At 42.7% G+C, this 18,432-nt stretch carries 21 protein-coding genes; 10 read left to right on the top strand and 11 right to left on the bottom strand.

Translation table 11 applies throughout. The features are described from left to right. Positions 1 to 135: 135 nt before the first annotated feature. A complete protein-coding gene (locus RM347_RS21120) occupies positions 136 to 1,788 on the bottom strand; it encodes an ABC transporter substrate-binding protein (RefSeq protein ID WP_322715899.1) in 1,653 nt (550 codons plus the stop codon). A gap of 419 nt (positions 1,789 to 2,207) precedes the next feature. On the opposite strand from RM347_RS21120, the gene RM347_RS21115 reads away from it, so the two are divergent. The 7 genes from RM347_RS21115 (at position 2,208) to RM347_RS21085 (ending at position 7,324) form a co-directional block, all read left to right on the top strand. Then, positions 2,208 to 2,357 carry a hypothetical protein gene (locus RM347_RS21115; protein ID WP_322715898.1) on the top strand — a complete coding sequence of 50 codons (150 nt, stop codon included), beginning with the start codon at positions 2,208 to 2,210 and terminating at the stop codon, positions 2,355 to 2,357. Between the two features lie 35 nt (positions 2,358 to 2,392). After that, positions 2,393 to 2,719 (top strand): hypothetical protein, encoded by a 327-nt coding sequence (locus RM347_RS21110; RefSeq protein WP_322715897.1) that lies wholly within the window; start codon positions 2,393 to 2,395, stop codon positions 2,717 to 2,719. A 527-nt stretch (positions 2,720 to 3,246) separates the two neighbouring features. Beyond that, a complete protein-coding gene (gene psbB / locus RM347_RS21105; RefSeq protein ID WP_322715896.1) occupies positions 3,247 to 4,776 on the top strand; it encodes a photosystem II chlorophyll-binding protein CP47 in 1,530 nt (509 codons plus the stop codon). A gap of 16 nt (positions 4,777 to 4,792) precedes the next feature. Beyond that, positions 4,793 to 4,936, top strand: coding sequence for a hypothetical protein (locus RM347_RS21100; RefSeq protein ID WP_322715913.1), 144 nt, complete (start codon positions 4,793 to 4,795; stop codon positions 4,934 to 4,936). Further along, a complete protein-coding gene (locus RM347_RS21095) occupies positions 4,912 to 5,019 on the top strand; it encodes a photosystem II reaction center protein T (RefSeq protein ID WP_084227385.1) in 108 nt (35 codons plus the stop codon). Before RM347_RS21100 ends, RM347_RS21095 begins: the two co-directional genes overlap by 25 nt. A gap of 297 nt (positions 5,020 to 5,316) precedes the next feature. Next, a complete protein-coding gene (locus RM347_RS21090) occupies positions 5,317 to 6,411 on the top strand; it encodes a 30S ribosomal protein S1 (RefSeq protein ID WP_322715895.1) in 1,095 nt (364 codons plus the stop codon). 178 nt (positions 6,412 to 6,589) lie between these two features. Further along, positions 6,590 to 7,324 carry an HAD family hydrolase gene (locus RM347_RS21085; protein WP_322715894.1) on the top strand — a complete coding sequence of 245 codons (735 nt, stop codon included), beginning with the start codon at positions 6,590 to 6,592 and terminating at the stop codon, positions 7,322 to 7,324. Between the two features lie 988 nt (positions 7,325 to 8,312). Here RM347_RS21085 and RM347_RS21080 read toward each other — a convergent pair. From RM347_RS21080 to RM347_RS21055, 6 genes are all read right to left on the bottom strand, one after another. Then, positions 8,313 to 8,948 (bottom strand): DUF4231 domain-containing protein, encoded by a 636-nt coding sequence (locus RM347_RS21080; protein WP_322715893.1) that lies wholly within the window; start codon positions 8,946 to 8,948, stop codon positions 8,313 to 8,315. Positions 8,949 to 8,957: 9 nt separating this feature from the next. Then, positions 8,958 to 9,704 (bottom strand): hypothetical protein, encoded by a 747-nt coding sequence (locus RM347_RS21075; protein WP_322715892.1) that lies wholly within the window; start codon positions 9,702 to 9,704, stop codon positions 8,958 to 8,960. Positions 9,705 to 9,867: 163 nt separating this feature from the next. After that, positions 9,868 to 10,011 carry a hypothetical protein gene (locus RM347_RS21070; RefSeq protein WP_322715891.1) on the bottom strand — a complete coding sequence of 48 codons (144 nt, stop codon included), beginning with the start codon at positions 10,009 to 10,011 and terminating at the stop codon, positions 9,868 to 9,870. 124 nt (positions 10,012 to 10,135) lie between these two features. Further along, complete coding sequence (locus tag RM347_RS21065) at positions 10,136 to 11,179, bottom strand: AI-2E family transporter (protein ID WP_416211861.1); 1,044 nt, start codon at positions 11,177 to 11,179, stop codon at positions 10,136 to 10,138. Between the two features lie 190 nt (positions 11,180 to 11,369). Continuing rightward, positions 11,370 to 11,810, bottom strand: a complete 441-nt coding sequence (locus RM347_RS21060) for an NUDIX hydrolase (protein WP_322715889.1) — start codon at positions 11,808 to 11,810, stop codon at positions 11,370 to 11,372. Positions 11,811 to 11,831: 21 nt separating this feature from the next. Beyond that, positions 11,832 to 12,248 (bottom strand): hypothetical protein, encoded by a 417-nt coding sequence (locus RM347_RS21055; RefSeq protein ID WP_322715888.1) that lies wholly within the window; start codon positions 12,246 to 12,248, stop codon positions 11,832 to 11,834. A 362-nt stretch (positions 12,249 to 12,610) separates the two neighbouring features. Here RM347_RS21055 and folD point away from each other — a divergent pair, with 362 nt between their 5' ends. The 3 genes from folD to RM347_RS21040 all read left to right on the top strand — a co-directional run bounded on the left by folD (position 12,611) and on the right by RM347_RS21040 (position 15,318). Next, positions 12,611 to 13,501 carry a bifunctional methylenetetrahydrofolate dehydrogenase/methenyltetrahydrofolate cyclohydrolase FolD gene (folD, locus tag RM347_RS21050; RefSeq protein WP_322715887.1) on the top strand — a complete coding sequence of 297 codons (891 nt, stop codon included), beginning with the start codon at positions 12,611 to 12,613 and terminating at the stop codon, positions 13,499 to 13,501. A gap of 167 nt (positions 13,502 to 13,668) precedes the next feature. Next, positions 13,669 to 14,601 (top strand): geranylgeranyl diphosphate synthase CrtE, encoded by a 933-nt coding sequence (crtE, locus tag RM347_RS21045; protein ID WP_322715886.1) that lies wholly within the window; start codon positions 13,669 to 13,671, stop codon positions 14,599 to 14,601. A 261-nt stretch (positions 14,602 to 14,862) separates the two neighbouring features. Further along, a complete protein-coding gene (locus RM347_RS21040; RefSeq protein ID WP_190894381.1) occupies positions 14,863 to 15,318 on the top strand; it encodes a divergent PAP2 family protein in 456 nt (151 codons plus the stop codon). Between the two features lie 64 nt (positions 15,319 to 15,382). Here RM347_RS21040 and RM347_RS21035 read toward each other — a convergent pair whose 3' ends face one another. The 4 genes from RM347_RS21035 to RM347_RS21020 form a co-directional block, all read right to left on the bottom strand. Further along, positions 15,383 to 16,039: a hypothetical protein gene (locus tag RM347_RS21035; RefSeq protein WP_322715885.1), complete on the bottom strand. Its 657-nt coding sequence runs from the start codon at positions 16,037 to 16,039 to the stop codon at positions 15,383 to 15,385. A 226-nt stretch (positions 16,040 to 16,265) separates the two neighbouring features. Further along, positions 16,266 to 16,595 carry an MgPME-cyclase complex family protein gene (locus RM347_RS21030; RefSeq protein ID WP_322715912.1) on the bottom strand — a complete coding sequence of 110 codons (330 nt, stop codon included), beginning with the start codon at positions 16,593 to 16,595 and terminating at the stop codon, positions 16,266 to 16,268. A 65-nt stretch (positions 16,596 to 16,660) separates the two neighbouring features. Further along, positions 16,661 to 17,380, bottom strand: coding sequence for a SnoaL-like polyketide cyclase (locus tag RM347_RS21025; protein WP_322715884.1), 720 nt, complete (start codon positions 17,378 to 17,380; stop codon positions 16,661 to 16,663). A 154-nt stretch (positions 17,381 to 17,534) separates the two neighbouring features. Continuing rightward, positions 17,535 to 18,260, bottom strand: a complete 726-nt coding sequence (locus RM347_RS21020) for a pyridoxine 5'-phosphate synthase (protein ID WP_322715883.1) — start codon at positions 18,258 to 18,260, stop codon at positions 17,535 to 17,537. Between the last annotated feature and the right edge of the window lie 172 nt (positions 18,261 to 18,432).

The following is an 18,432-nucleotide window of genomic DNA, read 5'->3' as shown; positions in this document are numbered from 1 at the left end:
AAGTTTAAAATTAAAAATGCAGTTTTTGGAACTATCTTAGCTATTCACTAGAAATATATTAAACATGAAATATTTTATTTAAGAGTCAAAAGTCAAAAGTCAATTGACTAATGACTTTTGACCAATAACTAATGACTACTTTTTAATTCTTTGATAAACCAGAATTTGGGTAGGGTTAAGTTGTACGCTGTTCACACCATTTCGGGCAAATACATAGTCTTTGCTTTGCCATAAAGGAACATAAGGTACATCAGTAGCTACTTGCGTTTGGATTTCGGTAAAAATTTTCTGACGCGCTTCGGGATTTAGTTCTTTGCGTTGCCGATCAATCAGTTTATTGATGACTTCGCTATAGTAAAACGAACCCTGAGTTTGACTGGCTCCATCTTCGCATCCTTTAGCAACTGAACCTTTATCACAAGACAAAAACGGCTGGACGTAATTATCTGGGTCTAAAAAATCTGGATACCAATCAAGTAAAGCTCCTGGATATAATCCCTTGGAAATGTCTTTAAAAAAGGCTGGTCCTTCTGCTTGACTGACTTCAAATTGCAGTATTCCATCCATCTTGGCATCAACAAGGGATTTGAGTGTCTGTGCTGCCAAACTACGAGTAGGTGAACTAGAAGGGTACCAAATTTGTACTTTTGCCGGATTTTCTTTGGAAAAACCAGCAGTAGTTAACAATTTTTTAGCTTGATCAAAGTTAGCATCACCATATTTATCTTTAAATAATGGCACAGAAACATTAAACGTCGTAGGAATCATGCTATAAAGCGGATCTGCTTGACCAAGTAAGGCCCGCTGATTTAAAAGTGGACGGTCAATTATTGACGCGATCGCAGCTCTAACCTCTGGTTTATCTAAAGGCTTTTGATTCCGGTTTAATACCAGATAACTTACTACGCTACCTTGAGCAGCGATCGCTTGCCAATCACCTTTTTTGGCACCTTCTTCCAAGCTCCGATTTTGATCTGGCTGTAGCGACAGATAAGCTACATCGATTGCGCCTGTACGGAAAGCATTAAACAAATTAACTGGACTAGTTTGAATTTGGAGGTTAACACCCTTGTTAGCTGGTTTTTCTCCCCAATACTTATCAAACGTATCAAATCGGATTGAATCAGTACCATACTGTCCTAACTTGTAAGGCCCAGTCCCCACAAAAATATTCGGCTTGAATTTACCAGCACCGAGTTCGTAAGCTTTTGGTGAAACTGCACACACCCCAGGAAACGCCAGCAGTGAGGGAAACGCTGCAAAGGGCTTTTTCAGCTTAATAGTTAACTCATACTCGTTTGTACTTTTTACCGAATCTACTATATCACCTAGTAAAAAAGAGGGTTTTCCTTTATTTTCAATAAAGCGCTGGATGGTAAAGGCCATTGCTTGGGCGTTGAAGGGAGTCCCATCGTGAAAAACTACTCTCTGACGTAAGGGAATGGTATAAGTTAAGCCATCTTGACTGACTTTGGGTAATGCTGTGGCTAGCTGGGGCTTAATTTCTGTGCTTCCTGGTTCGTAGGTGTAGAGGCGATCGCTCATATTAAACACCAAACCTAAGGATGCTAACTCATAGGCATCAGCTGGATCAAGAGTTCTTGGCTTTGCTGTTGTACCTATAGTAATACGACCATCACCTGTAGGGCTATTTACAGAACCAGATGGTGGCGTAGTTGTTTGTGGACGAGGAGCACAACTAACAACCAAAAATAAACATAGACAGAACAAAGATAGGAATTGTGTAATCCGACCCCACCGTTTTACAGACAAGGAAAACCAGGTCATAGCAATTATATTTTTGATACCAGCGGTCAGCAATTTTACTACATTTATGACTATTGTGCTAAACATTCACAATTTATAGTAGTTCTTGATTTGATGGAACACGCGCTTTGAATGGCAATGCCTACGGCTAAGTATATACGTATAAAAAGCATAACTTGTACAGCCACATGAGAGAAAACTTGATTTTACATTATGACTCTGTAGGCATCTAAATCAAAAATTTGTGGCGGCTACTCAATTTCATAGTTAAGTTTATTCATACTGTAGGATTGCACTATTTTGTTACAAAAAAACCTTGACAGAAATACAAAAATTGACCTTTTTTATGTACTGAAAAATTTTTATTTAATTAAGATTTTCAACATTGGCTAAATTTGTCGTAAATTCTATAGTTACTAGGAAAATAGGTCTGTTAAACTTTGACCTTAGCCCAAGTAGTGTACATTAAGACTTTGCCTGTTGCTGCTTGGGTACAGACATCGATAGAGCAGCGATCGCCAAGTTCAGCTGTATTGTCAAAAAGAAAAGTGTTTGTACATCAGCGACTAAAGCGATCGCGATATCGTTAACAGCAGATTGAAAGTCTAATAGTGAGACTAAGACCGTGAAGTATTTCTTTCTATCTGAGGGATGGGCAGTTGCTAGAGTCTGGGCATCTGATGGACTCTGGCAAATAACTGCATGGCGACGCCAACCAGATATTCAGCGAATGAATATTTGTATAGTTGAACAAAACGAATTGCTATGGCTTTATCGAGTAGAAGAAGCTGTTTTAACCGTGGAAGTGAAGCCAACAACACCAGTGATTGTCAGTAAGACCATAGGTCAAGTAGTACTCAAGCGTTTGATGAGCGCCGAACAGGTAATCGAACGCCTAGGTACAGCTGAGACGAAGTGTCAACTGCAAAATATCCAGTTAGTGGTTCAGTAGATATTAGGGCATTGGACATTGGGAAGAGGCAGGGAGCAGAGGAGAAAGAGGTGATTTTCTTATTTTCCCCCTTGCCCCCTGCTCCCCGGTTACTGAGCGACTTGCCTTGAGCGAAGTCGAAAGGAGTCGAAGTATACTCCCCTGCTTCATCCCCATTTCCCACCGTCCTCGTAAAGAAAAGATAAGCAAATTTAATCTGTGACAGGTCTTGGTAGCGAAAAAACTTGGACATGCTACGCGATCGCATCAATTTACACGCTTGCAAACAATTCCATCAATAGTTACACTTTTTAAAACATTCTCATTTTTGCTTGGCGATGGCTACCCTACAAGGTAAACCTCCCGAAGCGAGTAAGCATTGCCAAAGCACCCACGCTGTCTGACTTATAAGACTAAGCTGTGGTAAGACTCTGGCTCTGGCAATAACAAAAAACAAGAGAGAGTTTTCTGAGTAACGACTTTCGTCTCTCAGAACCTCAGTAAGAAAATTGCTTTGTAAACTAACTCATCGAGGAGGAGCGTAGTCGATGGGACTACCCTGGTACCGAGTACATACAGTCGTTCTGAATGATCCAGGGCGACTGATTTCTGTACACTTAATGCACACAGCCTTAGTAGCAGGCTGGGCTGGTTCGATGGCACTCTACGAACTGGCTGTTTTTGACCCTAGCGATCCCGTTCTCAACCCGATGTGGCGTCAAGGAATGTTCGTCCTGCCGTTCATGTCACGTCTGGGCGTCACCCAATCTTGGGGTGGTTGGAACGTTACTGGTGGCCCATCAACTGATCCTGGCTTCTGGTCATTTGAAGGGGTTGCTGCCGCTCACATTGTTCTTTCCGGTTTGCTGTTCCTAGCTGCCGTATGGCACTGGGTTTACTGGGATTTGGAACTCTTTAGAGATCCTCGCACTGGTGAACCCGCCCTAGACTTGCCAAAGATGTTTGGCATTCACCTGTTCTTATCTGGTCTACTTTGTTTTGGATTTGGTGCTTTTCATCTCACCGGACTATTTGGGCCGGGAATATGGGTTTCTGACCCCTATGGTATAACTGGCACCGTCCAGGCAGTAGCACCAGAATGGGGCCCAGATGGTTTTAACCCATATAACCCTGGTGGGATTGCGGCTCACCACATTGCCGCTGGTGTTGTTGGTATTATTGCAGGCTTATTCCACCTCACAGTTAGACCCCCCGAACGGCTCTATAAAGCCCTACGGATGGGGAACATTGAAACAGTACTTTCTAGCAGTATTGCAGCAGTCTTCTTCGCTGCTTTCGTTGTTGCTGGTACTATGTGGTACGGTAACGCCGCCACACCCATCGAATTGTTTGGCCCTACCCGTTATCAGTGGGATCAAGGCTACTTCCGTCAAGAAATTCAGCGTCGTGTCCAAACAAGCGTCTCTCAAGGTGCAACTCTTGATCAAGCTTGGTCGCAGATTCCAGAAAAACTGGCTTTCTATGATTACGTCGGTAATAGCCCCGCAAAAGGCGGTCTATTCCGTACAGGGCCAATGGTGAAAGGTGATGGCATTGCCCAGTCTTGGCAAGGTCATGCCGTATTCAAAGATTCAGAAGGACGGGAATTGACCGTGCGTCGTCTCCCCAACTTCTTTGAAACGTTCCCAGTGATTTTGACTGATGCAGATGGAATTGTCCGCGCTGACATTCCCTTCCGTCGGGCAGAATCTAAGTATAGCTTCGAGCAATCTGGTGTCACTGTTAGTTTCTACGGTGGCGATCTGAATGGTAAAACCTTTACAGAGCCAGCTGATGTGAAGAAGTATGCCCGTAAAGCTCAAGGTGGTGAAATCTTTGAATTTGACCGAGAAACCTTGAACTCTGATGGTGTATTCCGCACCAGTCCTAGAGGTTGGTTTACCTTTGGACACGCCGTATTTGCTCTGCTGTTCTTCTTTGGTCACCTCTGGCATGGTGCTCGGACAATCTACCGAGACGTATTTGCTGGTGTTGATGCGGATCTAGAAGAGCAAGTTGAGTGGGGTCTGTTCCAGAAAGTGGGTGACAAGTCAACCCGCCGGAAGGAAGCCCTCTAATTTTCAGTGCTGAGTTATGAGTGCTGAGTTCCGAGTTAATGCTCTGATTCAGCACTCAGTACGGGCTAAACGCCCCGCTACCGCTAACAGCATTCGTAACTTAAATTACTGGCTCGATAGGCAGGAAACCGTAATATGGAAAGCGTCGCGTACATCTTGATTTTTACTCTGTGTATAGGTACTCTCTTTTTTGCGATCGCATTTCGCGAACCCCCTCGTTTTGAGAAACCAAAAGATAAGTAGATCCTATTACCAGACCTTTAAGCTGATTTAAAGAAGTTAGTATCCGTTGCTACTACTCGTGGTAGCAACGGATATTATTGTGTTTGTCCTTTATTGGTTTTAACTACTAAGTAAATAACCATTCATTTTTATATTATGATATAATTTCCAATCTTGGGAGTAGATATGTGTTAATACTAGCTTTTCTGCGCTAGGATGAAAATGGATGTTTTGTGTAAGCTGCCATAGAAATGCTTGCATAGCACATCGCGCTTGTCGCACAACCTTTACGGAGACTAGAACCAGGAACAAATCAGCATGGTCAATCAGAATTTAACCGCTACAGAAATTGGATTCACTCACGAAGATTTCGCTGCTCTACTTGACAAATACGACTACCATTTTAGCCCTGGTGATGTTGTCCCAGGAACAGTTTTCAGTATAGAGCCGCGCGGCGCTCTGATTGACATTGGTGCTAAAACCGCAGCATATATACCTATACAAGAAATGTCTATTAACCGGGTTGATAGCCCGGAAGAAGTATTACAGTCAAACGAAACGCGGGAATTTTTCATCCTTACCGATGAAAACGAAGATGGTCAATTAACCCTTTCCATTCGCCGTATTGAGTATATGCGGGCTTGGGAACGCGTGCGACAGCTACAAGCAGAAGATGCTACTGTCCGTTCTGGCGTATTTGCAACCAATCGCGGTGGAGCATTGGTGCGGATTGAGGGATTACGTGGCTTTATCCCAGGTTCCCACATTAGTACCCGTAAACCTAAAGAAGAATTGGTCGGCGAAGAACTGCCATTGAAATTCCTAGAGGTGGACGAAGAACGTAATCGCTTAGTTCTATCTCACCGTAGGGCGTTAGTTGAGCGCAAGATGAACCGCCTAGAAGTCGGCGAAGTAGTAATTGGTACAGTTCGTGGGATCAAACCCTACGGTGCTTTCATCGACATCGGCGGCGTCAGTGGTCTACTGCATATCTCTGAGATTTCTCACGAACATATTGATACACCTCATAGCGTGTTCAATGTCAATGATGAAGTAAAAGTTATGATCATTGACTTGGATGCAGAAAGGGGTCGGATTTCCCTATCTACCAAGCAGCTAGAACCCGAACCCGGCGACATGATTAAAAACCGGGATTTGGTCTACGATAAAGCAGAAGAAATGGCTGCTAAGTATCGTGAACAGCTACTAGCCAAGCAGCAAGGTGCTACTGCGGCGGCGGCATCTGTGGAAGTTGTAGCAGAGGAAGAAATACCACCAGCAGCAGAACTTGAAGAAGAAATACCACCAGCAGCGGAACTTGAAGAAGAAATTCCAGTAGTTGCGGAAATTGAAAAGGAAATTCCAGCAGCGACAGAAACTGAAGAAGAAATTCCAGCAGCTATTGAAGAGTAATAGATTTTTTATAATTTTACTTGTCTTAAAGTAAGAGTATCAAATCATTTTATAAAGAGGGTTTTTCCCTCTTTTTTTATGTGGAGAATCGGTAAAAGTGAAGAGTGGTAGAAGTTAAAAATTAGGAATAATAACTCCTAGGTTTTAACTTTTAACTAAATAAGTGGGGTGAAATATTGTGGTGACCATTAAATGTAGAAATATCACTTTTGATAATATCCAGGCAATTTTGTTTGACAAAAACGGTACTCTAGAAGATTCAGAAACGTATTTGCGAGCGATCGCACAAAAGGCTGCAAGGTTAATAGATGCTCAAATCCCTGGAACTGGGGAACCCCTATTAATGGCATTTGGCGTCAATGGCAATCTTCTAGATCCCGCAGGTTTAATATCAGTAGCGAGTCGCCGCGAAACAGAAGTTGCGGCTGCGGCATATATTGCTGAAACTGGAAGAGGATGGTTTGAGTGCTTAAAAATAGCCCGTCAAGCTTTAGATGAAGCGGAGAAATACATTGGACAAACCCCTTCACCACTGTTTGTGGGTAGCTTAGAAATTTTGAAATACTTACGGGAAGGCGGATTAAAACTTGGTATCCTTTCAGCTGCGACAACTAAAGAAGTACGAAACTTTGTCGCTAATCACCAGTTAAGTGATTATATCCAGTTGGAAATGGGAGTAGATGAAGGGCCGAGTAAACCAGATCCAGTGCTATTTTTGCAAGCTTGCCAAGCTTTGGGAGTCGAGCCAGGCGCTACATTGATGGTGGGTGATTCAGTTGGTGATATGCAAATGGCGCGTAATGCCAAAGCCGCAGGTTGTATTGGTATCACTTGGGTGGGTAAGTCAGATAATGTCCGAGGTGCGGATGTGGTGATTAATCAATTCGATGAAATCGAGATTTTAAAGGATTAAGTTATGGCAGTTTTCAATTGCGTGAACAGCAATTTGTAGGGGTACACAGCTAGTACAGCACGCAATTAACGTGAATTCGACGAATCTCTCCCTGCCTTAAACTAAAGTTCAAATCTGTCCCTCTCCGAATCGGAGAGGGACGGTTTTGTGTGGTAAAACCAGGGAGAGGTCTTTTTATCCCAATACGGTTCAGTTAACAAAAATTTTAGGTTGGGTTAAGCAAAGCGCAACCCAACAAAGTCCTGGAAATGTTGGGTTACCCTGCGGGAAGCCTCTTTGAGTCTACGTTCCTCAACCCGACCTACGTAGTTTAAGGTTTTTGGCGCTAACTGAACCGTATTGCTTTTTATCCAGCTAATTGGACGGACACTAAATATCTTTTAATTATTTGCGTCTAGATACTTAAAAATTTTATATTTTTCTTCAAATTCACCTTATAGTGCCAATAAATACATAGATGAACATATTAATAGAATATTTCTCTATCTAACGGAGGAATTGAGAAAGATAGTATCAAGACAAAATAAACAGATATTCCGATCACCTGACGAACTTTAACTTATATTTCCTCATTTCTATCTAGCAATGGGGATTTTTTTTCAAAAGCTACCAACGTCGAATTCAAAACAGATATTTATCTGCCTTAAGGAGGAATAAGATAAAGTCGAAAAATAATAAAAACTTAAGTAGCCCGATTACCCTACCGGACTTTAGTTCTAGCTCTCCTCATGTTTTTATCTGACGGGGGAGAGTTTATTTAACTAATCACTAATTTGGAATTCGCAATTATTGGGTTTAAGTACTCCACCAAATGGTCAAATTGGTGCTCTTGAATTAGTAGGGGTCTCAATGCCCAACTAATTCAATTACAAATTATATTAGCAACATTCGTGTAGCATTTTTTTGACACAGCCAGTAGTAGAGAATAGAAGGAGTGTTATTATCAATTACAAATTATTTTTAGAAACTAACTATTGTTTCGTCGATGTTATTCTTCCTCTTTCTTTTCTACTAAACTGGTTGTCTTTGTATTTTGCAGAAGGATATAGTCTTCCTGATTCTGTTTTTCTTCTTTCTTTTCTTGTATAACTTGAGTGGCATATATTTCCACATCTCGCTGAATAATATCTTCTACATGATCTGCAAACAGATTAAATGCTTCTTCATGACTTGTATAATTCCGATATGGACCTGTTAACTGCGAGAATTGCCACCCTTGAGTTTTCAAAGATTCAACTGTACGGCGATAGTGTCGCCAACGTTCTCCATAATGAAAAAACTCTTCAATGGCAGCACTAATAGCAACTATTTGGCTCAAACCAAAAGTTGACCAGATAATGACATCCCTGATTCTAGTACTAGTTTCAATATTGTTAACTTTAAAATTTGTAGTGTTAATGTTTAGACTCACCAATGCCGGGAGAATTACACCACCAATAATAGTTGTAATCCGCAAAAAATAATGGCGATCGCGTGATGAATTTGCCTTACCTTCCATCCAGAGGACTTGGTCTAACCAGCGCGATCGCAAAAAATGTTTTTGCACATCGCCTAACTTCATACCCGCAAATAACTTATTAAAATCTTCCTTTAAAAACTCTTGATAACTATCTTTTTTTACCATTATTTACTCCTAATTAGATAGTAAATCCTTAATTAATTTGCCTAAATTCTCAACTCCGCTCTCTATATCGATTAAGTCGATGTATTGTAATGTACCAGATTTAGCTAGCTTTTTAGCTCGCTCATCGGTAGCCTTTCCACGCAAAGCATCTGTAAGTATATCTGCGGTTCTACCACTACCAGCAATCACAATAACTAACCTTCCAGTATTAACGCTAGAAAACGCATCCTGAAAGGTAATTTCACCACCGTTCAATAGTACTGTTACCGAAGGTGCACCATTGGCCAGCACAGTCGCAGTGCGAGATATCCAAGGAGACTCGTCGCCCCAATTATTACCGGGAACTAGCACAAAATGACTATGGTTTGGCTCTAACAATGTTAAATCAGCAGCAGTTTCTGAATGATTAGATAAAGCCACTTTGCTTTCGGGTGCCACACCAACCAAAGCAAACTTAGCACCTATCTGGGTACGAGCCGCACCCATCATTCGCATGATTCCTGCATCCGTACCCCCATCCACGACATAAGCCCCCAAAGTTTCAGCGATAGGGGCTAAATCTTCCACAAACAACCGTTGAATACGGAGAAAATCAACTTCACTGATGTTACTTGCACCCCCCACTACTACTAAAACAGGACGCGAACCGCCAAGCCCTATTTCCTTAAGAGCATTTGGCAATTCCGCTTGCTGCTCAACTCGAGTAGCTAATGCTGTTTGCCCATTGTCAAAGGTAAGTTTCAAAAAACTTTTCATTTATTCAAAATACTGACTGCTTAAGTTCTCCAGCGTAGGCCTTTGCAGTCATTTTCTGCAAACATTGTATTCCATCTATCGTTATCAGCTTGACGACAAGGAATTTTATGATGCTTTTGTATTATGGCTTCATCATTGATTGATGTTTAACCAGGTTTCCTAATTATATGTAAATAGCGATGCCTGCGGTGGTCTCTAAGCGGCTGGTGAGCGGAGTCGAACCATGCTTACCATTTAGTGGAAGCAAGCTACGCGCAGCGTCTCGCAGAGAAGTGCGGGCTATGCCTACGCTCAAGTTTTTTACCATTTTTAGGGAAAACTATTGATGCCTAAAGTAATAGCTTCTTGTTTGTTGGCATCATAAATTAGAGTTTTGCAGTTCATTTATAGACAAACTCACCAGTTTTTTAGTTAATTTGAATCATTGTATTTTAGCTATAAGTTCCTGCTCTCTCACTACTTACCGCAACAGGTTCTGACTCTATATCAACTATCTTATTAAACTCTCCAGCCCGCCAGCTATCTGTTGTATCCTTGATAAAACTAGCAATAGGGATCGCAATTAACAAACCTAGTACTCCTCCCAATTTTGCCCCCAGCAGTAAAGAAATCACTACCCACACGGGATTTAGTCCAGTCAAATTACCAAGAATTCTAGGTGCAACAAAATTAGAATTAACTTGGTCAATCGCAACAGCTACACCTAAGACTTCCACTCCTAACCAAAAATTTTGCAGCGCTACCAACAAACTTACTATGGCGATACCGACCCCCGTACCAAAGGGGAAGAGTGAAAACAAGCCAATACCAATGCCAAAAAGTAGAGCCAAGGGAACTCGCAGCGCCAAAAACGCCAGTGTAATTGTCACCCCTAACACAGCTCCCAATGTTGCTTGACCAATGAAGTAATTGTGAAAATCCTCTCGCAGTAATTCCCGCACTCTTGACCCAATGTTATGGGGAAACCATTGAAAAATTCCGTCCCAAAGACGTTCGCCATTTAATATTAGGTAAATAGTTAGTACTACCGCCAGCAGCACGTTGAGGACAATACCAATGGTATCGACAGCAAAACCGAGAATTCTACCAGTGAAAGACTGAAGTTGGTTAGATAATCGTTCCAGAACTTGAGTAAATAAACCACTTAAATTAATCGGAAGTTGTTGTTGACTTAACGCCCAATCCTGGAAAGCTTGCAGTTGCTGAGTACCAGAATCAATCCAACTGGGCAAAATATTAGCTAGCTCATTGAGCTGTTGGATAATCAGGGGAACCAAGGTGATGCCTAAAGCCACTAAAATCACCACAGTCAAAAGTAACACTCCCCCGATTGCTAAGTTGCGTTTCACCCCTTGTTCCTGAAGAAACTGGATTGGATAGTTCAATACAAAAGCCAGTAGGATGGCGGCGGCAATAATGCTAACTAAGGGTTGAAAATACTGCACAACCTGGATCAATAGCCAGCCGTTGAGAATGGCAACGGGAAATGCCAATCCTATAGTTAACCATCGCGGCAGTTTGTTTGCTGATTGCATTAGTGATTACTCCATAAGAGTTCTAACTTTATTTTGGCTTCTAGGGATTGGGGAGTGGGGATGAAAGGGGAGCAGGGGGAAAATTCCTCTCGTCTGCACCTGCCCCTCTGCCTCTTTCCCAATCCCCAAATTATGCCTGTTGATTTTTCTCAATAAAATCCAGCATAATTCTCTGATGCATTGCCCCCAAAGGCCGGACTTCGCCAGCATTTTGTGAATAACAGTTTCCTTGACGAATATCTTCTACTGTCAATAACCCCATATCCCAACCCTCATTAAGAACCAGTTGATTTAATTCCACTAAGAGTGGTGCATGAAAGACATGACGAACAACTCTTTCGTTGGGATAACAGCCAAATTCAACAAAAGGCGGTAAATTATAACCGATTTCTTCTAGAATTTCTCGCTTTACTGCTACATCTGGTGTTTCACCAGGTTCGATGTGACCGCCAAACATCGCCCAGTAACCAGGGTAGAGAATACCGGGGATGTTGTCGCGCAGTTGCATGAGAAACTTGTTTTTTTGGTAGAGAATTGCGATCGCTACATGCACCTGTTGATGATTGTTCATATGTTCATTTTTAATTACTGATTACTCTTCTTCTAAATAAACTTCCCCCAATTCTTTGCCAGCTAAGGGAATACTTCGGTAGCGAACTTTACCCTTAATCACCACTTGTGCACCCTGACCCAGATTCTTTTGATTGGTGATAACCCAAATTTTGCCAGTTGAGTCATTAATTTGATAAGCCCACTGTTTCATCATGGGAGCTTGTTTTTCTACCTGACCTTGGATGTAAACTATAGCCTGATTGTCTTGTTTTGGTTTAATTTCTCCAATTGGAGTGACATTTGTACCAATTTTTAAGCCAGTTCCACTCAAGCCAGGCGATGTCAAGTTACCACAACTACAAAGCCCCGCTACTAGGAAAAAAGTCAACCCCAGGCGATAAGGAATAATACTGTGCCCGTACAAGAACGAAAGAGATAAATTTCTTGTTTGTTGCATAAAAGCTACCGATTTATTTTGGGCATAAGGAAGAGGCAGAGGGGCACAAAGCTTGGAGCAGAGGAGAAAGAGGTAATTTTCTTATTCTCCCCCTTACCCCTGCTTCATCCCCGCTCCCCAAGAAAGCTGCACCCTTAAAGAATCTTGGGCGTGACCCATAAAGCAAAAAATGTTTGATTTCATCCTTAATCCTTTATTCTTCAGATAACGTCGTTGATCTGAGAAAATAAACATTATGGATTTACTGTGAGAGAAACGCTACGACATCAAACAGCAACACAATAATAGTCGAAAGTCAAGATTCAAGAACCGATTTTTTCACTTTGGACTTTAGACAATAAGCGAATATAGCTGGGATTTTCATGGAAACAAAAACTGCCAAACTCCTTGATGGTAAAGCTTTAGCTGCAAAAATTCAGCAAGAACTTTCTGTTGCTATTACACAATTACAACCAAAAATTGGACGACCCCCTGGTTTAGCAGTGTTGATGGTTGGTGATAACCCAGCGTCAGCCGCTTATGTACGCAATAAAGAAAAAGCCTGCGCTAAAGTTGGTATCGCTTCTTTTGGTAAGCATTTTCCCGCCCATACTACCCTTGGAGAGTTAGAAGAGGTAATTGCTGCACTCAACCACGATGCAAGGGTGGATGGCATTCTTGTGCAACTGCCTTTACCTAACCATTTGGATGCTGTAACTCTGCTACATCAGATTGATCCCGATAAAGATGCTGATGGACTGCATCCGGTGAACTTGGGGCGATTAGTACGGGGGGAAACCGGTTTACGTAGCTGCACTCCGGCTGGTGTAATGCGGCTTTTAGAAGAATATGAGATTCCTTTGCAGGGAAAACAGGCAGTAGTAGTGGGACGCAGTATTTTGGTGGGCAAACCTATGGCGCTGATGCTATTAGAAGCTGATGCCACAGTCACGATCGCTCACTCGCGATCGCATGACCTTAAAACCATCACCCAAAATGCTGATATTCTAATTGCAGCAGTCGGTCGTCCTGGACTGATCTCTGCTGACATGGTGAAACCGGGCGCTGTTGTGGTAGATGTGGGAATGAATCGCGTCACCGATGCTAGTGGCAACAGCCGCTTAATTGGCGATGTTGACTTTAAATCAACCGCTAGCATAGCAGGATTTATCACCCCCGTTCCTGGTGGTGTTGGTCCTATGACTGTCGCCATCTTATTGCAAAATACATTTGCCAGCTATTCCAGAGCGGCACGGCAAGAGAGTGAAAAGTGATGAGTTAAAAGTTAAGAGTTATTAAACCTAACTCCTAACTCTTGTACAGACGCGATTAATCGCGTCTCTCCCAACTTCTAACTCTTAAATCTTCATTTTTTCAGCGCCACAGCACCTTAAAATTGTGACGTATAAGACAAAAATCCCAAAGTGTCAGGAATTTAAGAATGGTAGCAACTGATAACGTTCAAAAGACACCACCAGAGGAAGCCACGTTTAACTTAGCAGCCTATCTAAAAGAGCGACAAAAGCTTTGTGATAATGCTTTGGATCAGGCTATCCCCATCATTTATCCAGAAAAGATTTATGAGGCGATGCGCTACTCGTTATTAGCTGGAGGCAAGCGTGTACGTCCCATTCTTTGCCTTGCTACCTGTGAAATGATGGGTGGAACCATCGAGATGGCCATGCCAACGGCTTGTGCTGTGGAGATGATCCACACAATGTCGTTGATTCATGACGACCTCCCAGCGATGGATAATGACGATTACCGTCGTGGGAAGCTAACGAATCATAAAGTCTATGGCGAAGATGTGGCGATTTTGGCTGGGGATGGCTTGTTGGCTCTCGCTTTTGAGTTTGTTGCCCTTCAAACCCCCCAAAGCGTTAAGAGAGAGCAAGTCTTGCAAGTAGTTGTCCGTCTTGGTCGAGCGCTGGGGGCAGCTGGTTTAGTCGGCGGTCAAGTTGTCGATTTAGAGTCGGAAGGTAAATCAGATATTTCCCTAGAAACGCTAAATTTCATTCATAGACACAAAACGGCCGCCCTTTTGGAAGCTTGCGTAGTTTGTGGCGGGATCATAACTGGGGCATCACTTGAAGATGTGCAGCGATTGACCCGTTATGCTCAAAATATTGGGCTAGCATTCCAAATCATAGATGATATTTTGGATATCACTTCTACACAAGAGCAATTAGGTAAAACTGCTGGCAAAGACCAAAAAGCCAAGAAAGTAACCTATCCCAGCCTTTGGGGACTTGAGGAATCTCGCTCAAAAGCCCAAGAGCTAGTTAAAGCAGCTTGTGCGGAATTAGAACCATTTGGGGAGAGAGCCAAGCCACTCAAAGCGATCGCTCATTTTATTATCAGCCGCAATAACTAGTAACGCTTTGCTAAATTCAGAATTCTTAGACCGGAAGCGTTTCATTGATTTGGAATGGCTAGTTTATTAACGCCATGCTGTATTACACCACCCAGTGGAATTCAAAATTCAAAAAGCTTACTTGATAAGCTTTTGGGTGATTTTGAATAGTTAATCTGTTTCGACCGTGATTTACTAGGTTAATTTTGGATTTTGGGTTGAATCTAAATGTTTCCTCAACCAACAACTGCTGTTAATATTTACTAACCTAACCAAAATACCATGCAGGACATAGGCAACATTTTAGACAACCGGGTGCTGCTGGTTGCTCTGGTAGCTTGTTTAATTGCTCAAGCATTAAAACTCGTAGTCGAGATCATCAAACATCGCAAATTGAATGTGCGTGTTTTGGTGACAACCGGAGGTATGCCCAGTGCCCATTCGGCTCTAGTTACAGCTCTAGCCGCTGGTGTAGGACAAACACTGGGTTGGGCATCTCCTGATTTTGCCGTTGCGATCGTTTTTGCCATCATCGTCATGTATGATGCAGCCGGAGTTCGCCAAGCAGCTGGTAAGCAAGCTCGTATTCTCAATCAAATGATTGATGAATTATTTCATGAAAAACCAGACTTTAGCCAAGACCGTCTGAAGGAATTACTCGGACATACACCAGTTCAGGTAATCGCTGGGTCGGCTTTGGGTATAACCATCTATTGGTTAGCTAGGTCTGCTTATTAGTCAATAGTCTACAGTCTATAGTTTATCAACCAATGACCAATGACTAATGACTAATGACCAATGACTACAACCGCACAGTTGAGCGCAGCAGAATCACCTTACGACTATCTACTATGCTGGCAACGAAACCGCCATTGTTCAGCTTCTGCAATGTGTTGTACGCTTCACTTTGGTTAGTGGTATAAACTGCTAGCAAATAAGGGCGTTGTCCATAAGAAACAAAACCTACGTTACCTCCTACTGCTTGCTGCACACTCTTTACTAGTTCTGGACGGTTGTAATAATCTACCAGCACTGCATAACCCTCTCCTAAGGCTTGAGGATTATAGCTGACTGTCTGCTGAGGTGGTTGTAGCTGTGGCTGTGCCTGTGGTTGTGCATCTGGTACTGTTGGTCGAGTGGTAATTATGGCAGACAACCCAACAATATTGCTGACATATCTCGCCCATCGATTGGCATCATCAATTCTGTTAAAGCCGCCTACTCGCGTCACAGTTTCGTTGAGATATTTGCAGGTAATGGTCTTAAGTTCAGGCGGTAAAGCACTACGCAACTGCTTTTGATTATTTGCTGTCGGGCTTACTACTAATAAAAGATACTCACCCGCATTTGGTGGTTGACAAAGGGGAATGGCTTGTTGAGCAAAGACAGAACTCATGCCACCAATCAACCCTGCGATTGCTAATCCTAAAACACTTGGTAAAGTCTGAAATCTATGCACAAAAGTTAGATTATGTAAATCAAGGTGTCTTAGAAGATTTTATAAGAAAAAAGCTTAAAACCTCGCTACTTCAGTATGGGGATGAAAGGAGTGTCAAAAAATATATTTTGTTACCTAAAAATAAAATTAGGAATGGGGATGAAGTAGGGGAGCAGGGAAGAAGTTGGAGTAAGTTTTTCCCCTCTGCTCCTCTGCCCCTCCGCCTCTTGTGCCCAATGCCCTATTCCTAAGATACGGTAGCAAGCGATGCCAAGGCATCTGGTATTGTCTCAGAAGGAGCCTGAAATTCACCAGTACTGACGTACTCTAAACGCAGTTTTAACCAGGTAATAAATTGGGGATTAGTAGAAATAATCGCTACTGCTGGTTGGGGACATTTCGCCTTTAGCTCTGCAAACTGCGGTGTTTCCAAGAAAGCTGGTTGCTGAACCAACCAAAAATCGATTTGTTTTTCTTGTTCGTGGTAGTGACGGGTGCGTTCTTTGAGAACTTCGTGTGTTGGTTCTTCTTCGAGAAGAAAGCGTTGACTGGCCAAAACGTAATAATATGTTTGCATTTTCATCCTTTAGTTGCTATGTGAATAATTTAAGGGCACAGCATTGCACTCTGTACCCCTAAAAACTAACTTTTGTGGGATTTCTTGAACCAAGAACTGAATGGACAGGCACTTTTCTGGTTTTCAGCTTTTGTCTGCTTGCCACCAGATGTTAGCTTTTCCAAGAACAGACTATTGTCAAAGTAGTGTTCCAAGGAAATAACCTTCAAATCATCAGTAACTTTTGCAATGGTCATACCGATAATTTCTACTGTCTCTCCAGTAGGTGCATGGCCTTTGTATTCTCCGTTAAAATGTCCCCAATGCCGCCACTTGAATGTGACATTTGGTGGCCCTGAGAAAACTTCCAGTACTTCCCAAGGAAACCCTTGGGGAAATGTTGTGTGGAAGACTTTTGCTGATGATTCAAAGCTTTCCTCTGAAGCCTTGTAATATTCTGAATCAGCCATAAATAGATTGTAAGTACCTTGGGCTGATAAATCTGCTGCTGTGTACTCTACTCCACCATTGGTACTCACCCGAAAGTTGTCATTCACAATAGATAACCACTGTTGTGGATTAGCTTTGAAGGATACTTCCATCTCGAAGGTTCGCACCAAGTTTTGCACGATCGTTTCTAGTGTCCCTTCAAGGTGATTATAGGTACTTTCTTGGGCGAGATTCTCTTTTGAACGGGAATAATCAGGCGGTGTCTGATAGCGCCACTCGACATCAGTGCTTTCTGCTATCACCTTATCCCGATCCTGTACCCAAAGCGGCAAGTTGTTAGATTGTGTTGCGCTCATAGAAGTTTTTATTGAAGATGTGATCCCAATTTCTAGATTTCGCAGTGACAATCCCTCTTTTAAGACGGAGGCAAGGGAGCAGGGAGCAGGGGGCAACGGGGAGAATAAGAAAATTATTTCTTTCCCCTCTGCCCCCTGCCCCTCAGCCTCTTCCCTATGCCCCATTCCCCTTTATAGCTTGTTTCATCTCGCGGACTGCCCTTTCCATACCTACTAATGCTGCCCGACTGATGATGGTATGACCGATGTTTAGTTCTTCCATGCCTGGAAGCGCAGCTACCGGATAGACGTTCCAGTAAGTGAGTCCATGACCAGCATTGACTCGCAATCCAGCTTGAATAGCTTGTTCACAACCTTTAGCTAATATGGCTAATTCTCGGTGACAATTTGCTTCATCCTTAGCCTCAGCATATTGTCCAGTGTGCAATTCAATAAACCGTGCCTGCACCTTGACAGAAGCTTCGATTTGTGCTGGATCGGCATCGATAAATAGACTAACTGGAATGCTAGCGCTTTGCAATTTATCGACTATCTCACCTATTCTAGCAATTTGCCCAATAATATCTAGTCCGCCTTCTGTTGTGACTTCTTCGCGCTTTTCGGGGACTAAAGTCACGTAATCTGGTTTGATATCGAGAGCGATCGCTAGCATTTCATCTGTAGCGGCCATTTCTAAATTAAGATGCGATCGCACTGTTTGCCGCAACAGACGTACATCCCTATCTTGGATATGCCGCCGATCTTCGCGCAGATGCACCGTAATTCCATCAGCACCCGCTAATTCTGCCAGCACCGCCGCCGCCACGGGGTCTGGTTCCACCGTCCGCCGTGCTTGCCGGATGGTGGCAATGTGGTCAATGTTAACGCCAAGTGTAGGCACCCCAAATTTCTCCCAAATCCACAGTCCTCAGAACTTGATTTTACCGGAAACGCCGGCAGTTTTGCTTGAGAAGCTCAAGACAGATCGCACACGTAAAATGCCAAAAGCTGAGTTATAAAAAGCTGATTTTTGGGCAGACTACTTTACATAAGTAGCTGATTTAACAAGAGTT

The sequence above is a fragment of the Nostoc sp. ChiQUE02 genome, from assembly GCF_034531305.2.
In the GTDB taxonomy this organism is placed as follows: Bacteria; Cyanobacteriota; Cyanobacteriia; order Cyanobacteriales; family Nostocaceae; genus Nostoc.
This window is presented reverse-complemented; position numbering and strand designations above follow the sequence as displayed.

Excerpts from the sequence above, each read along its gene's own strand:
- RM347_RS21120 (WP_322715899.1), bottom strand. The coding sequence starts at position 1,788 with ATGACCTGGTTTTCCTTGTCTGTAAAACGGTGGGGTCGGATTACACAA.
- psbB (WP_322715896.1), top strand. The coding sequence starts at position 3,247 with ATGGGACTACCCTGGTACCGAGTACATACAGTCGTTCTGAATGATCCA.
- RM347_RS21100 (WP_322715913.1), top strand. The coding sequence starts at position 4,793 with ATGAGTGCTGAGTTCCGAGTTAATGCTCTGATTCAGCACTCAGTACGG.
- RM347_RS21095 (WP_084227385.1), top strand. The coding sequence starts at position 4,912 with ATGGAAAGCGTCGCGTACATCTTGATTTTTACTCTGTGTATAGGTACT.
- RM347_RS21090 (WP_322715895.1), top strand. The coding sequence starts at position 5,317 with ATGGTCAATCAGAATTTAACCGCTACAGAAATTGGATTCACTCACGAA.
- RM347_RS21080 (WP_322715893.1), bottom strand. The coding sequence starts at position 8,948 with ATGGTAAAAAAAGATAGTTATCAAGAGTTTTTAAAGGAAGATTTTAAT.
- RM347_RS21075 (WP_322715892.1), bottom strand. The coding sequence starts at position 9,704 with ATGAAAAGTTTTTTGAAACTTACCTTTGACAATGGGCAAACAGCATTA.
- RM347_RS21070 (WP_322715891.1), bottom strand. The coding sequence starts at position 10,011 with ATGGTAAAAAACTTGAGCGTAGGCATAGCCCGCACTTCTCTGCGAGAC.
- RM347_RS21060 (WP_322715889.1), bottom strand. The coding sequence starts at position 11,810 with ATGAACAATCATCAACAGGTGCATGTAGCGATCGCAATTCTCTACCAA.
- RM347_RS21055 (WP_322715888.1), bottom strand. The coding sequence starts at position 12,248 with ATGCAACAAACAAGAAATTTATCTCTTTCGTTCTTGTACGGGCACAGT.
- folD (WP_322715887.1), top strand. The coding sequence starts at position 12,611 with ATGGAAACAAAAACTGCCAAACTCCTTGATGGTAAAGCTTTAGCTGCA.
- crtE (WP_322715886.1), top strand. The coding sequence starts at position 13,669 with ATGGTAGCAACTGATAACGTTCAAAAGACACCACCAGAGGAAGCCACG.
- RM347_RS21040 (WP_190894381.1), top strand. The coding sequence starts at position 14,863 with ATGCAGGACATAGGCAACATTTTAGACAACCGGGTGCTGCTGGTTGCT.
- RM347_RS21030 (WP_322715912.1), bottom strand. The coding sequence starts at position 16,595 with ATGCAAACATATTATTACGTTTTGGCCAGTCAACGCTTTCTTCTCGAA.
- RM347_RS21025 (WP_322715884.1), bottom strand. The coding sequence starts at position 17,380 with ATGAGCGCAACACAATCTAACAACTTGCCGCTTTGGGTACAGGATCGG.